We start from the raw sequence: 14,870 nt of genomic DNA, 5'->3' as shown, positions 1-14,870 counted from the left end.
GTGGGCGATCCTAGTAGCGTTCGACGATGGCTGTCTTACGTGCGTGCACGCAGGGAATTTTGCTTCAGGTACGCCTTGGGCGTCAGGCCGGTGTGTTCGCGAAACGCTTTGTAGAACGCCGAAAGTGAGTTGAAGCCGGCATTGAAGGCCAGGTCGTCTATCGGCGTGTCGGCGCTGCCGTGGTCAAGGATCGCCATCAAGTGTTGCAGGCGGGCCTGGTTGACGTAGCGATAGAAGCTCTGCCCGAGCACCTGGTTGAGCAGGTAGGAGATCTGGTTGCGGCTGTAGCCGCTGGCGTCGGCGACCTGTTGCAGATTCAGCTCCGGGTCAAGGTAGGGGCGTTGGCGCTGGAAATAGTGCTCAAGGTCCTGAGCCATGGTCGACAGTTGGCGTGGTGACAGGCCCAAGCGGCTGGTGGCAGGACGCAAACCGCCGCTGGCAGGGCTGTGGCCATTCTGGCGCACCAGGGTGGCATATTCGTTGACTCGCCAGATCAGGTCGTCCTTGACGGTAATTGCCTCGCTGGACTGGAACGCCACCAGGCCGTCGCCGCCCTGGACCGTCACCTGGTACTGGATGAACGCGGTGCAGCCGTCCACGCGGATGCGGTCGCTATGGACGATGTCTTCGCCAGCCTCATGGGGCAGGCAGGCGCGCACGTAGTCGCGCAGCTCGTGGTAGCCGAGCACGCGATTCTGGAAAAAGTCGTGGTACTGGATGTCAGGGTGGTAGAGCGCGATGACGCCATCCAGGTCCCGGTGCTTCCAGCACAGGTGATAGCGCAGCACCGTGTCAGCCGTGCGTGGGGTCTGTTCTGGGCCGTCGGGGAGGGTGAGGGCGGTCATGAATGGATAGTGCATTGCAGAACACCCAGGTGCAAGGGCGTGGGTCCGGCATATTGCACGGTTCTATCAAGCGGCAGGCAGCGTAAGCCGTTGATTCGGATAGCTATGGGTTTTCGCGGGCGCTGGCATGGCGCGTGCACCGGTTTGTTCACCGCCGAACAGGAGAAAAGCCATGCGCTCGATACTGCTGTGGATGATTGGGGTGCCGATTCCAGTGATCATTCTGATCTGGTTCTTCATGCATTGAGACGGCCATTGCCGACAATCCGGCCCCTACAGCGCCTGTAGGAGCCGGCTTGCCGGCGAGGGGCGCTATCTGGGCCTAGAGAAACTGCTCCGCATAATGGCAAGCCACCTGCCGGGAGGCCACCTGCCTGAAGGCCGGTACCTCGTTGGCACACCGCTCGGTCGCGTAGGGGCAGCGCTTGTGGAACGCGCAGCCCTCTGGCGGGTTCAGCGGGTTGGGCAGTTCGCCGGCAATGCGGATCTTCGGCTTCAGCGGGTCCGGGTGGATCGCCGGAGTCGCCGACAGCAACGCCTGGGTGTAGGGATGCAGCGGCTTTTCGTAGATATCCTCCTTCGGCCCCATCTCTGCCGGCCGGCCCAGGTACATCACCAGCACCTGATCCGCTACATGGCGCACTACTGCCAGGTTATGCGAAATGAACACGTAGGCGGTGTTGAACTCCCTTTGCAGGTCCATGAACAGGTTAAGGACCTGGGCCTGGATCGACACGTCCAGCGCTGAGGTTGGCTCGTCCGCCACCAGCACCTTCGGTTGCAGCATCATCGCCCGGGCCAACGCAATCCGCTGGCGCTGGCCGCCGGAGAACATGTGTGGGTAGCGCTGGTAATGCTCGGGACGCAGGCCTACCTGTTCCATCATCTTCTGCACTTTTTCGCGCCGCTCGGCCTTGCTCAGCGAGGTGTTGATCAACAGCGGTTCTGCCAGTTGATCGCCGATTTTCTGCCGGGGGTTGAGCGACGCGTAAGGGCTCTGGAAGACCATCTGCACATCGCGGCGCAGCTGCTTGCGTTCAGCCTTGCTGGCGCCCTTGACCTCGGTGCCGGCGATTTGCAGCGAACCGGAGGAGGGCTCTTCGATGAGTGTCAGGGCGCGGGCCAGGGTCGACTTGCCACAGCCGGATTCGCCGACCACGGCCAGGGTCTTGCCAGCCTCTAGCTCGAACGACACGCCATTGAGGGCGCGTACCAGGGCATGGCCTTTGAACAGACCACGCGATACTTCGTAATGCCGGGTCAGCTCCCGAGCGGAAAGAACGACGGCCATCACGCCACCTCCTGGTTCAGCGGATAGAAGCAACGCACCAGGCTATGCGCCTGGGGATCAAGGGGTGGGCGCTGGCGCCGGCAGTTTTCCTGCACGTACGGGCAGCGCGGCGACAGCAGGCAGCCGGCTGGGCGGTCGTAACGACCGGGTACGATGCCGGGTAGCGTGGACAGGCGTTCGGCACCGAGACTGTGCTCGGGGATGGCCGCCAACAGGGCTTCGCTGTAAGGGTGGGCGGGTACGTCGAACAGCTCTGGTACCTGGCCCACTTCCACGGCTTGCCCGGCGTACATCACGCACACGCGCTTGGCGGTTTCGGCCACCACGGCCAGGTCGTGGGTGATCAGGATGAGCGCCATGTTGCGCTCTTTCTGCAAGTTGACCAGCAGTTCCATGATCTGCGCCTGGATGGTCACGTCCAGGGCGGTGGTCGGCTCGTCGGCGATCAGCAGCTTGGGCTCGCCGGCGATCGCCATGGCGATCGCCACCCGTTGGCTCATGCCGCCGGACAACTGGTGCGGGTAGGCGTCCAGGCGGCTTTCGGCAGCCGGAATCTCGACCTTCTTGAGCAATTCCAGGGCACGCTGGCGAGCGGCCTTGCCCTTGAGGCCCAGGTGTTGGCGCAGCACCTCCTCGATCTGGTAGCCCACGGTGTAGCTGGGGTTGAGCGCGGTCATCGGGTCCTGGAAGACCATGGCGATGTCCTTGCCCACCACCTTGCGCCGCTGGCGGCCGCTGAGCTTGAGCATGTCGGTGCCGTCGAAGGTGAGGGCGTCGGCAGTGATACGCCCGGGGGCGTCGATCAGGCCCATCAGGGCCATCATGGTCACCGACTTGCCCGAGCCGGACTCGCCGACGATGGCCAGGATCTCGCCGGCATCTACCGCCAGGTCCAGGCCGTCCACCACGGGTACTGCATTGGTGTCGCCGAAGCGCACGTTCAGGTTGTTGATCTGCAACAGTGACATGGCGTTCTCCTCAGGCGGCGTTCTTGAGTTTCGGGTCCAGCGCATCGCGCAGGCCGTCGCCCATCAGGTTGATTGCCAGCACACTGAGCAGAATGGTCAGGCCGGGCAGGCTCACCACCCACCAGGCGCGCTCGATGTAGTCACGTGCCGAAGCCAGCATGGTGCCCCATTCCGGGGTGGGCGGTTGCACGCCCAAGCCGAGGAAGCCCAGGGCCGCGGCGTCGAGAATCGCCGAGGAGAAACTCAGGGTCGCCTGCACGATCAGCGGCGCCATGCAGTTGGGTAGCACGGTGACGAACATCAAGCGTGGCAGGCCGGCACCGGCCAGGCGCGCGGCGGTGACGTAGTCGCGGTTCAACTCGCCCATTACCGCCGCGCGGGTCAGGCGCACGTAGGACGGCAGTGACACGATGGCGATGGCGATCACCGTGTTGATCAGGCCTGGGCCGAGTATGGCGACGATGGCCACGGCCAGCAGCAGCGAGGGCAGGGCCAGCATCACGTCCATCAGGCGCATGATCGAAGGGCCGAGGATCTGCGGGAAGAACCCGGCCAGCAGGCCGAGCAGGATACCGGGGATCAGCGACATCACCACCGACGACAGGCCGATCAGCAGCGACAGCCGAGCGCCCTGGATCAACCGCGAGAGCAAGTCGCGGCCCAGTTCGTCGGTGCCGAGGATGAACTGCCAGGTACCGCCTTCGAGCCACACCGGAGGGGTCAGCAGGAAGTCGCGGTACTGCTCGCTGGGGTCGTGCGGCGCGACCCATGGGGCGAACACAGCGCAAAACACCACCAGGCACATGAAGGCCAGGCCCAGCACTGCACCTTTGTTGCGTGAAAAGGCCTGCCAGAACTCTTTGTACGGTGACGGGTAGAGCAGGCTTTGGTCCACCGGGCTGGCCGGCGTGACGGATTTTGGAATCGGGCTAGTCATGGCGAAGACCTCAGCGCTGATGACGGATGCGTGGGTTGGCCAGGCCGTAGAGGATGTCCACGACGAAGTTGACCAGAATCACCAGGCAGGCAATCAACAGGATGCCATTCTGGACCACGGGGTAGTCACGGGCGCCGATGGCTTCGATCAGCCACTTGCCGATGCCCGGCCAGGAGAAGATGGTTTCGGTGAGCACCGCACCGGCCAGCAAGGTGCCGACCTGCAGGCCGAACACCGTCAGCACAGGGATCAACGCGTTACGCAGACCGTGCACGAAGACCACGCGGGCCGGTGACAGGCCTTTGGCGCGGGCGGTACGGATGTAGTCCTCGCGCAGCACTTCGAGCATCGACGAGCGGGTCATGCGGGCGATCACCGCCAGCGGGATGGTGCCCAGCACGATGGCTGGCAGGATCAGGTGCATCACGGCATCCTTGAAGGCGCCTTCTTCGTCGCTGAGCAATGTGTCGATGAGCATGAAGCCGGTCTTCGGCTCGATGTCATAGAGCAGGTCGATGCGCCCCGACACAGGGGTCCAGCCCAGGCTCACGGAGAAGAACATGATCAGGATCAGGCCCCACCAGAAGATCGGCATGGAATAGCCGGCCAGGGAAATGCCCATCACCCCGTGGTCGAACAGCGAACCGCGCTTGAGCGCGGCGATCACCCCGGCCAGCAGGCCGACGACTCCGGCGAACACCAGGGCGGCGAAGGCCAGTTCGAGGGTGGCCGGGAACAGAGTGAGAAACTCGGTCCAGACACTTTCGCGGGTGCGCAGCGACTCGCCCAGGTCTCCCTGGGCGAGTTTGCCGACGTAGTCCAGGTACTGGACCGGCAGGGGCTTGTTCAGGCCCAGGCGTTCCATGGCCTGGGCGTGCATTTCAGGGTCGACCCTGCGCTCGCCCATCATGACTTCCACCGGGTCGCCGGGGATCAGGCGTATGAGCGCGAAGGTCAGCAAGGTGATACCGAAGAAGGTCGGAATCAGCAGGCCTAGACGCCGGGCAATAAAACTCAACATTGTCGGAGGTACCTCATCAGCCGGTCAGGGCAGTGCCGCCGGTGCCCGTGTGGGGTCCCGGCGGTCGTTGTTGTTCTACTTCACCTTGGTGGTGGCGAAGTTGTTGTTGGTCAGAGGGTTGATCACGTAACCCTCCACGTTGTCACGCATGGCGGTGAACATCTTCGGATGGGCCATGCTGATCCAGGGTTGATCGTCATCGTACACCTTCAAAGCCTCGGCATAGAGCCTTGCGCGTTGGTCGTTGTCGATCACTTCGCGGGCGCGGGTGATCAGCTCCTGGAATCTGGGGTTGCACCAGCGCGCGTAGTTCTCGCCGCTTTTGGCGGCATCGCAGCTGAGCAGTGGACTGAGGAAGTTGTCCGGGTCGCCGTTGTCGCCGGCCCACCCGGTGGACACCAGGTCGGCTTCACCGTTCTTCGCCCTGCGCAGCATCTCGGCCCATTCCATCACGCGGATATCCAGCTTGAGGCCGATCTGCTTGAGGTCGGCCTGCAGCATCTCGGCGGACAGCCGTGGGTTGGGGTTGGTCGGGCCGCCGCCATTGCGGGTGAACAGGGTGATCACGGTGCCTTCGGGTACACCCGCTTGCTTGAGCAACTCGCGGGCCTTGGCCAAGTCGCGAGGCGGGTTCTTGTTGTCGGTGTTGTAGCCGATCATGGTCGGTGGGTAGGGGTTCACGCCGACCAGTGCGTTGCCCTTGCCGAATAGCTGGTCAACGTGGGTCTGGCGGTCGAAGGCCATGTTGATGGCTTTGCGCACGCGCACATCGCTCAGGTACTTGTGCTCGGTATTCATCGAGATGTAACCGGTGACCAGTGCTTCGATCTCGTCGACCTTCAGCTTGGGGTCCGCCTTGATCGACGGCACATCGTCTGGCTTGGGGTACAACGCCACCTGGCATTCGTTGGCGCGCAGTTTCTGCAGGCGCACGTTGCTGTCGGTGGCGATGGCGAAGATCAGCGAGTCGGCCGGTGGCTTGCCGCGGAAATAGTCCGGGTTGGCTTTGTAGCGGACCTGGGCGTCCTTGTTGTAGCGCTGGAAGACGAAGGGACCTGTGCCGATGGGCTTGCTGTTGAGGTCGCCGGTCTTTCCCGCCTTGAGCAACTGGTCGCCGTATTCGGCGGAGTAGATCGAGGTAAAGGCCATGGCCATGTCACGCAGGAACGGTGCCTCCGGTCGGGTGAGTGTGATCACCACGGTGCGATCGTCGGTCTTTTCCACCGACTTGAGCAGTTCCTTGAAGGCCATGCTTTCGAAGTATGGGTAGCCGACGCTGCTCTTGGCGTGCCACGGGTGGTTCGGGTCGAGCTGGCGGTTCAGGCTCCACAGCACGTCGTCGGCGTTGAAATCGCGGGTAGGCGTGAAGTAGTCGGTGGTGTGGAACTTGACGCCTTCGCGCAGGTGGAAGGTATAGGTCAGGCCGTCTGGCGAGACGTCCCAACGCTCGGCCAGGGCGGGCTGGATATCAGTGGTGCCGGGCTTGAAGTCGACCAGACGGTTGAATACGGTCTCGGCCGCGGCGTCGGCGGTGACCGCCGTGGTGTACTGGACGATGTCGAAGCCTTCCGGGCTGGCTTCGGTGCATACCACCAGCGGCTTGGCCGCCAGGTGCGTGGCACTGCCCAGGATGACCGCTGCGAGGGCAGCGCGGAGCGGTAACGATTTCATGGAAACTCCCTGCTTGCATTGTTTCCAGCGTAGCCGCCACGGCCCGAGGTGGAGCGGGCCGTGGCGTCAGCGGTTACAGAATGTTGAACGGAATGGTGGTGACGATACGCAGTTCGTCCAGGCTGCCATCACCCTGGGCCTTGCTGGCCCGGTGCGCGGTGTAGGTGGCGCGGATGCTGGTGTCTTTCAGTGGCCCGCTCTGTACCGCGTAGCTGGTGCCGATCCCCCACTCGTAATGGGTCTCGCCATCCAGTCCATTCACGTCGTAGGCGGTGCCGCGGTAGTGAGTACCGTCGATGCCCCAGCCTCGGGCGTTGTACAGGTTGAACTTCAGGCCAGGCACGCCGTAGGGCGCCATGTTCAGTACGTAGGAAATCTGCAGGGATTTCTCGTTCGGGCCGTTGAAGTCCGACAGCAGCGAGTTGGCCAGGTAGATGCCGTTGGTCTCGTGCAGGTAGTCGAAGTACTCGTTGCCGTTCACCTGCTGCCACGAGGCGGCGAGGGTGTGGGCCTGGTGAGTCAGGCCAAGCGACAGGCTGTAGGTGTCGTTGTCGATGTCACCCATCTTCTTGCTGCCTTCGTCCACGGTCTTGTAGTAGTTCAGGCCGGTGGTCAGGCTAAGCACCGCGCTGTCGCCCAGCACGTGGTTGGCACCGAAGTAGTACTGGTTCCAGAAATCATCGACCTTGGTGGCGTACAGGCTGGTAGTCAGGCTCTTGAGCGGCTGGTAGTTGACCCCGGCGGTGCTGGCACGGTCGGTTTCGACACCGGTGGCGCTGTACTCGCTGCGGAATTTGCTCAGGCTCTGCTCGGTACGCGGGGAGACCCGGTCGAAGGTGCCGAGATCGAACGAAAGGTTGTCGAACTCGGCGCTGTGCAGGAATGCACCCTGGAAGCTCGATGGCAGGGCACGGTTACCGATGAAGGCGATCATCGGTGTGTCGACGGATTGGCGGCCCACGGTGAGGGTGGTGTTGGACACGCGTGCCTTGACGTTGGCCAGGCCCATCTTGCTCCACTGGCCGATGGGGTCGCCATCGCTGTGGGTCAGGGTACGGTTGTTGGGGCCGGCGACTGCCGCGCGGCCCTGTTCCAGGGCGATGGCGTTGTAGCCGGCCGCTTCCACGGCGAAGCCCACGGTGCCCTGGGTGAAGCCCGAGCTGTAGTTGAGGATGGTGCCTTGCAGCCAGTTGTCCCGGCTGTGGGTGTCGTGGCGGGTGCCATCGCTCTTGTAATACTTCCACAGCGGAGCGCGGGTGGCGCGCTCGCGGGCGTACCAGTTACGGGTGCTGCCGGATAGGCTCTGGCCGTCGATGAAGCCTTTGGCATCGTCCTGCTCGCTGGTGCTTTTCAGGCTGAACGGAACGTAGTCCTGGCTCTGGGTTTCGGCCTGTGCCATGGCGCAGAAGGTGCCGATGGATAAGGCCAGCGCGGTTATCGTGAAACGTTTCAAAGTAAAGCTCCCTTTCTTTTCTTTTAGTTCTCACCAGGCCTCGTGGGCTGGGGTGTTTGCTGCGGTGTTGCCAGGGTTGCCACGGGATCGCCGGGCATGTTCTTCGTCTGTACCGGCCTTCTCGCCGGCAAGCCGGCTCCAGCAGCCACAGCCCGTGCAGGCGCTGGCTTGCCGGCGATAGGACCGGTATCGGTTGCAGGTCAGTCGATGCTCACACCCGAGAAGTCGTTGCGGCCAAACGGGCTGACCCGAAAGTCGGCGACCTTGGCGCTGATCGGCTGGTTGACGGTGGAATGCGCCACCGGCGTGATCGGCACCTGCTGCTTGAGGCGCTGCTGGGCCTGTTGGTAAAGCGCCGTGCGTTCGGCGCGGTCGGTGACTTGCTTGGCTTTCTTCACCAGGCTGTCGTACTGCGGGTCGCACCACAGCGAGTAGTTGTTGCTGCCGATGGCATCACAGTTGTAGAGGGTGCCCAGCCAGTTGTCCGGGTCGCCGTTGTCACCGGTCCAGCCGATCAGGGCGATATCGTGTTCACCGCTCTTCATGCGCTTGAGGTACTCGCCCCACTCGTAGCTGACGATGCGCACCTTGAAGCCGAGCTTGCTCCAGTCGGCCTGCAGCATCTCGGCCATGAGCTTGGCGTTGGGGTTGTAGGGGCGTTGCACCGGCATGGCCCACAGGGTAACTTCGGTGCCTTCCTTGACACCGGCCTGTTGCAGCAGGGCCTTGGCTTTGGCCGGGTCGAACGGGGCATCCTTGATGGTTTGGTCATAGGACCATTGAGTGGGCGGCATGGCGTTGACCGCCTGTTGGCCGGAGTCCTGATACACCGCCTGGAGAATCGCCTGTTTGTTCACCGCCATGTCCATGGCCTGGCGGACTTCCAGCCGGTCGAACGGTGGATGTTGGGTGTTGTAGGCGATGTAGCCGAGGTTGAAGCCAGGTTGCCGGAGCACCTGCAACCGGTCGTCTCCCCTGAGCGCTGGCAGGTCTGCCGGGCGCGGGTGCAGGGTGACCTGGCATTCATTGCGGCGCAGCTTCTGAATGCGCACCGAAGGGTCGACGTTGATCGAGAACACCAGGTTGTCGATCTTGACCTCATCCGCTGCCCAGTAGTCTTTGTTGCCCTTGAAGCGGATCTGCGCGTCTTTCTGGTAGCGCTGGAATACGAAGGGGCCAGTGCCGATCGGTTGCTGGTTGATGTCGCTGGGGCGGCCGCTGGCCAGCAGTTGTTGGGCGTACTCGGCGGACAGTATCGAGGCGAAGCTCATGGCCAGGTTCTGGATGAACGCGGCATCGACGCGGTTGAGGGTGAACACCACGGTGTGCGGGTCGGTTTTCTCGACACGGGCGATGTTCTTGTCCAGGCCCATGCTGACGAAGTAGGGGAACTCAGTGGGGTAGCCCTTACGGAACGGGTGCTGCTTGTCGAGCATGCGGTTGAAAGTGAACAGCACATCCTCGGCATTGAAGTCGCGGCTTGGGGTGAAAACCTTGTTGGCGTGGAACTTGACCCCTTCGCGCAGGTGGAAGGTGTAGCGCAGGCCGTCATCGGATACTTCCCATCGGGTAGCCAGGGCGGGTTGTACCGCTGTGCCGCCGCGCTCGAACTCGACCAGTCGGTTGTAGATCGGCTCGGCGGCGTCATTGTCGGTGGCGCTGGTGTACTGGGCTGTGTCGAACCCTGCCGGACTGCCCTCCGAGCAGAACACCAGGCTCTTGGCCTGGAGGGCAGGGGCCTGGGCCAGCAGGCTGAGGGCAAGCAGGGTCGAAAGACGGGTAACGTGGCGCATGGCAATTCCTTTTCCAGCTGTTCTCGCCGCCTCGGGGTACGAATTGCGGCAACAGGGACCCAAACCCGACGCGGGTAGCGTCGGGGGTGGGCTGCATGTAGGGGAAGGGGCGAAGGTTGCGGTGCTACTTGTCTACACTGACGCCGTAGAACGAGTTCAACGCGAACGGACTGATCTTGAAGTCCTTCACCTTGGCGCTCATTGGCTGATACACGGTGGAGTGCGCGATAGGTGTGATGGGTACCTGTTCCTTGAGGATGTGTTGCGCCTTCTGGTACAGCTCGGTGCGTTTGCCCTGGTCGGAGGTGGCCTTGGCCTGCTTGATCAGGTCGTCATAGGGCTTGTAGCACCACTTGGAGAAGTTGTTGCCGTCAATGGCATCGCAACCGTAGAGGGTACCGAGCCAGTTGTCCGGGTCACCGTTGTCGCCGCTCCAGCCAATCAGCATCGCACCCTGCTCGCCGCCCTTGGAACGCTTGATGTACTCACCCCATTCGTAGCTGACGATCTTGGCCTTGATACCAATCTTGCCCCAGTCGGACTGCAGCATTTCGGCCATCAACTTGGCGTTGGGGTTGTAGGGACGTTGAACCGGCATCGCCCACAGGGTGATCTCGGTGCCTTCCTTGATACCCGCTTCCTTGAGCAGTTGCTTGGCTTTCTCCGGGTCGTAGGCGGCGTCCTTGATGCTGTCGTCGTAGGACCACTGGGTCGGCGGCATGGCGTTGACGGCAAGCTGGCCGGCGCCCTGGTAGACCGATTCGATGATCTTCTTCTTGTCCACGGCCATATCCAGCGCTTCGCGGACCTTGAGCTGGGACAGCGGGTTGGGTTCGTTGCTGCCCTTGACCTTGTCCATCACGTTGTAGGCGATATAGCCCAGGTTGAAACCGGCCTGCTGTGGCATCTGCAGGTTCTTGTCCTCTTTGAGCGGCTCGATGTCCGCCGGGCGCGGGAACAGGGTGACCTGACACTCGTTCTTCTTCAGTTTCTGCATGCGCACCGAGGCATCGGTGGTGATGGCGAAGATCAGGTTGTCGATCTTCACGTCCTCAGGCTTCCAGTAGTCCTTGTTGCCCTTGAAGCGGATCTGCGCGTCCTTCTGGTACTTGCTGAACACGAACGGGCCCGTGCCGATGGGCTTCTGGTTGATGTCGGCGGCCTTGCCTTGCTTGAGCAACTGGTCGGCGTACTCGGCCGACTGAATGGAGGCGAAGCTCATGGCCAGGTTCTGAATGAACGCGGCATCGACCTCATTGAGGGTGAAACGCACGGTGTGATCGTCGAGTTTCTCCACCTTGGCGATGTTCTTGTCCATGCCCATGTCGGTGAAGTACGGGAATTCGGTGGGGTAGGCTTTACGGAAGGGGTGGTTCTTGTCGAGCATGCGGTTGAAGGTGAACAGCACGTCGTCGGCGTTGAACGCCCGGGTTGGCTTGAAGTAGTCGGTGGTGTGGAACTTGACCCCTTCACGCAGATGGAAGGTATAGGTCTTGCCGTCGTCAGACACTTCCCACTTGGTCGCGAGCCCCGGGATGACCGCGGTACCGCCGCGTTCGAACTGGGTCAGGCGGTTGAACACGGTTTCAGCCGAGGCGTCGAAGTCGGTTCCCGTGGTGTACTGCCCAGGGTCGAAGCCGGCTGGACTGCCCTCGGAGCAGAACACCAGGTTGGATGCGGCTTGGGCGAAGGGGGCGCCGGCTAGCAAGCCTGCGCCGACCAGGAACGGAATGACTGCGTGTTTGAGCATGGTGGCCTCATTGTTGTCATTTTTTTCAGTTGAGGTGGCCTCGTGAGCCGACCTGCGGATACTTATGCAGGGGGTATTCCCAATGCAACAGTCAGGAGGATAGTTGGCGCCAGAAAAGTAGTACGACCGTACATGGATGTCGCATTCATGTAACTTTCACGCAAGTTGAACGTTTGCGCAGGCCGAAAGATGGCATTTTGCTGATTATTTCGAGGCGGGATGATACGTAGGACGCACCGTTTTCGTGCGTAGGAAATGTCTGAAATTACTAAGTTAGAGCGCTGCGTGTGCGGCTTTGTGCCGCGAGAGGGGCGCATGGCGCCCCTCAAGGGATGGGTCAGGGCATTTGCACTTCGATCAGGCCATCGGCGTTCATGCTGACTTCACTGGTGCCGGCCTCGATGTCCGGCGCCGGGGCCGCTTCGTCGGCACCCATGGCTTTCATCGCCATGGGCGCGCTACGCAGGTACGGGCGTGGGTAGCCGCTGCTGTTGAGGTTCAGGCTGACCACCTTGTAGCCCTTGCCACCCAGGGCCTCGGTGGCCAGTTGGGCGCGTGCCTTGAAGGCCTCGACGGCGTCCTTGAGCAGGGCATCCTCGCTGGCCTTGCGGGTGGCTGCGGCGATGGAGAAGTCCATGCCGCCCATTTTCATGTTCTGCAGCAAGTCGGCGGTCAGCTGCGACAAGGCCGGGAAGTCGGCGCTCTCAAGGCGCAGCTCGGCACGTTCGCGCCAGCCGGTGATCTTCTGGCCTTTGCTGTCGTATACCGGGTAGCTGTTGCGGCTGCCCTGGCTGATCTTCACGTCCTTGACCTGACGGGCCTGCTGGATGGATGTGTTCAGGGTTTCGGTGATCTGCTTGGCCAGCTTGCCTGGGTCGGTGTTCTGCGCTTCGCTGTAAAGGGTCACCACCATCAAGTCGCGTGGGACTTCCTTGCTGACTTCGGCGCGCAGCGACACCTGGTTGTAGCGTGGCTCATCGGCGGCCAGTGCAGGCAAGCTGGCGAGCAGGCCGCAAGACATGACCAGGGCGGCGCCGCGACGGGAAATTTGCATGTAGGACTCCTTGGCAATAAAAGGCGTGGGCTTGGGCGTTCCTTTCCACGCATGGCCCATCAGACCGGGAACAGTGTAGTGGGTTCAAAAGTGCCATCATGAACCTGTGACAAAGTGTGGCGCTTTGCCGCATCGCTGCAGCGATGCGCCTGGCTTCGGTATACTCCAGCCGATTTTCCTGGAGCACTCATCAGGAGAGCTCATGCTCGCCGCCGTACAACCGCTATCCGCTACCCGTCAGAACCTCTGGCGCCTGACCGTCATTCGCGTGCTGGTCCTGGCTGCCCAGGCCGGCTCGGTGGGCGTCGCCTACTGGACCGAACTGCTGCCGCTGCCCTGGTTCTCGCTGGCGGCGACGTTGGCACTCTCATCCATCCTGTGCGCGTTCACCGCGTTGCGCCTGCGCCTGTCGCTGCCAGTCACCGAGCTGGAATACGCCTTGCAACTGGCCTGTGACCTGCTGATTCACAGTGCGTTGCTTTATTACTCGGGCGGCTCGACCAACCCGTTCGTGTCGTATTACCTGGTGCCGTTGGCGATTGCCGCAGTGACCCTGCCATGGCTCTACTCGCTGATTCTCTCTGGCATCGCGCTGACGGCCTACAGCCTGTTGCTGGTGCAGTTCTACCCGCTCGAAGGGTTGCCGATGGCGCGGGACAAGATGCAGGTGTACGGCATGTGGCTGAGCATCGCGCTGGCGGCAGCGGTGATCACCTTCTTCGCCGCCCGCATGGCCGAAGAGCTGCGTCGCCAGGAGCAACTGCGTTCCGAGCGGCGGGAAGAAAGCCTGCGCGACGAGCAGTTGCTGGCCGTGGCCACCCAGGCGGCAGGCGCGGCCCATGAGTTGGGCACGCCGCTGGCGACCATGAGCGTCCTGCTCAATGAAATGCGCCAGGACCATTCTGACCCGATGCTGCAGGAAGATCTGCAGATCCTTCAGGACCAGGTCAAACTGTGCAAGGAAACCCTGCAGCAACTGGTGCGGGCAGCCGAGGCCAACCGACGCATGGCGGTGGTCGAGCAGGACGTTACCGCCTGGCTCGACGAGGCGCTCAACCGCTGGCACCTGATGCGCCCGGAAGCCAGCTACCGGTTCCAGCGCCTGCGAGACGGCCAGGTGCCTCGCCTGACCCCGCCGCCGGATTTGACCCAGGCCCTGCTGAACCTGCTGAACAATGCCGCCGATGCCTGTCCGGATGACTTGGAAGTGCGCTTGGACTGGGACGCCCAGGACATCGTCATCAGCATCCGTGACCATGGCCCGGGCGTGCCGCCGGCCATTGCCGAGGCCATCGGCAAACCCTTTATCACCACCAAGGGCAAAGGCTTCGGCCTGGGCCTGTTCTTGAGCAAGGCCAGCGTGACCCGTGCGGGCGGTTCGGTGAAACTCTATAGTCATGAACAGGGTGGCACCCTGACCGAACTGCGCCTGCCCTATGGCAAGCGAGGAGATGAAAGATGAGCGAAGAAAACCAGGTCGAAGGCGAAGAATTGCCCCACCTGTTGCTGGTGGATGACGATGCCACCTTCACTCGGGTCATGGCCCGTGCCATGAGCCGTCGGGGGTTCCGTGTCAGCACGGCCAGTTCCGCTGAAGAAGGGCTGATTCTGGCCCAGCAGGACTTGCCGGACTACGCCACGTTGGACCTGAAGATGGAAGGCGATTCCGGTCTGGTGCTGCTGCCCAAGCTTCTGGAGCTGGACCCGGAAATGCGTGTGGTGATCCTGACCGGTTACTCGAGCATTGCCACGGCGGTCGAGGCGGTCAAGCGCGGTGCCTGCAACTACCTGTGCAAACCAGCCGACGCGGACGATGTGCTGACGGCGCTGCTCTCGGAACATACCGACCTCGATACCTTGGTGCCGGAAAACCCGATGTCGGTCGACCGCTTGCAGTGGGAACACATTCAGCGCGTGCTCAACGAACACGAAGGCAATATCTCCGCCACTGCGCGGGCGCTGGGCATGCACCGCCGGACCTTGCAGCGCAAATTGCAGAAGCGCCCGGTCCGCCGTTGACCTCCTGCTGCCTGCACCGCCCCTTTCGCGGGTAAACTCACGCCCACGGGGTGCACATCCCTGTGAAG

At 62.4% G+C, this 14,870-nt stretch carries 13 protein-coding genes; 2 read left to right on the top strand and 11 right to left on the bottom strand.

Going from position 1 to position 14,870, the window contains the following annotated elements; genetic code table 11:
• Positions 1 to 35 precede the first annotated feature (35 nt).
• The 11 genes from H620_RS0101115 to H620_RS0101070 form a co-directional block, all read right to left on the bottom strand.
• Positions 36 to 860 (bottom strand): AraC family transcriptional regulator, encoded by an 825-nt coding sequence (locus H620_RS0101115; protein ID WP_177429942.1) that lies wholly within the window; start codon positions 858 to 860, stop codon positions 36 to 38.
• 51 nt (positions 861 to 911) lie between these two features.
• Positions 912 to 1,085, bottom strand: coding sequence for a hypothetical protein (locus H620_RS27060; protein WP_162144434.1), 174 nt, complete (start codon positions 1,083 to 1,085; stop codon positions 912 to 914).
• Positions 1,086 to 1,167: 82 nt separating this feature from the next.
• Positions 1,168 to 2,136 (bottom strand): peptide ABC transporter ATP-binding protein, encoded by a 969-nt coding sequence (locus H620_RS0101110; protein WP_023382179.1) that lies wholly within the window; start codon positions 2,134 to 2,136, stop codon positions 1,168 to 1,170.
• Entirely contained in the window at positions 2,136 to 3,104 is a 969-nt protein-coding gene (locus H620_RS0101105; RefSeq protein ID WP_023382178.1) for an ABC transporter ATP-binding protein, read from the bottom strand. The genes H620_RS0101110 and H620_RS0101105 overlap by 1 nt, the downstream gene beginning before the upstream one ends.
• 10 nt (positions 3,105 to 3,114) lie before the next feature.
• Positions 3,115 to 4,041 carry an ABC transporter permease subunit gene (locus tag H620_RS0101100; RefSeq protein ID WP_023382177.1) on the bottom strand — a complete coding sequence of 309 codons (927 nt, stop codon included), beginning with the start codon at positions 4,039 to 4,041 and terminating at the stop codon, positions 3,115 to 3,117.
• Positions 4,042 to 4,051: 10 nt separating this feature from the next.
• Positions 4,052 to 5,062, bottom strand: a complete 1,011-nt coding sequence (locus tag H620_RS0101095; RefSeq protein ID WP_023382176.1) for an ABC transporter permease subunit — start codon at positions 5,060 to 5,062, stop codon at positions 4,052 to 4,054.
• 75 nt (positions 5,063 to 5,137) lie between these two features.
• On the bottom strand, positions 5,138 to 6,733 hold the full coding sequence (locus tag H620_RS0101090) for an ABC transporter substrate-binding protein (RefSeq protein ID WP_023382175.1): 1,596 nt from the start codon (positions 6,731 to 6,733) through the stop codon (positions 5,138 to 5,140).
• 73 nt (positions 6,734 to 6,806) lie between these two features.
• Complete coding sequence (locus H620_RS0101085) at positions 6,807 to 8,186, bottom strand: OprD family porin (protein ID WP_023382174.1); 1,380 nt, start codon at positions 8,184 to 8,186, stop codon at positions 6,807 to 6,809.
• 200 nt (positions 8,187 to 8,386) lie between these two features.
• A complete protein-coding gene (locus H620_RS0101080) occupies positions 8,387 to 9,979 on the bottom strand; it encodes an ABC transporter substrate-binding protein (RefSeq protein ID WP_027906592.1) in 1,593 nt (530 codons plus the stop codon).
• 124 nt (positions 9,980 to 10,103) lie between these two features.
• Positions 10,104 to 11,729 (bottom strand): ABC transporter substrate-binding protein, encoded by a 1,626-nt coding sequence (locus H620_RS0101075; RefSeq protein WP_023382172.1) that lies wholly within the window; start codon positions 11,727 to 11,729, stop codon positions 10,104 to 10,106.
• 337 nt (positions 11,730 to 12,066) lie between these two features.
• Positions 12,067 to 12,783, bottom strand: a complete 717-nt coding sequence (locus H620_RS0101070; RefSeq protein ID WP_023382171.1) for an SIMPL domain-containing protein — start codon at positions 12,781 to 12,783, stop codon at positions 12,067 to 12,069.
• 202 nt (positions 12,784 to 12,985) lie between these two features.
• Between H620_RS0101070 and H620_RS0101065 the strand changes: the two genes are divergently transcribed.
• Both H620_RS0101065 and H620_RS0101060 read left to right on the top strand, forming a co-directional pair.
• Positions 12,986 to 14,245 carry an ATP-binding protein gene (locus tag H620_RS0101065; protein WP_023382170.1) on the top strand — a complete coding sequence of 420 codons (1,260 nt, stop codon included), beginning with the start codon at positions 12,986 to 12,988 and terminating at the stop codon, positions 14,243 to 14,245.
• A complete protein-coding gene (locus H620_RS0101060; RefSeq protein ID WP_027906591.1) occupies positions 14,242 to 14,802 on the top strand; it encodes a response regulator transcription factor in 561 nt (186 codons plus the stop codon). Before H620_RS0101065 ends, H620_RS0101060 begins: the two co-directional genes overlap by 4 nt.
• Positions 14,803 to 14,870: the final 68 nt, after the last annotated feature.

The organism is Pseudomonas taiwanensis DSM 21245 (assembly GCF_000425785.1).
Lineage (GTDB): Bacteria > Pseudomonadota > Gammaproteobacteria > Pseudomonadales > Pseudomonadaceae > Aquipseudomonas > Aquipseudomonas taiwanensis.
This window is presented reverse-complemented; position numbering and strand designations above follow the sequence as displayed.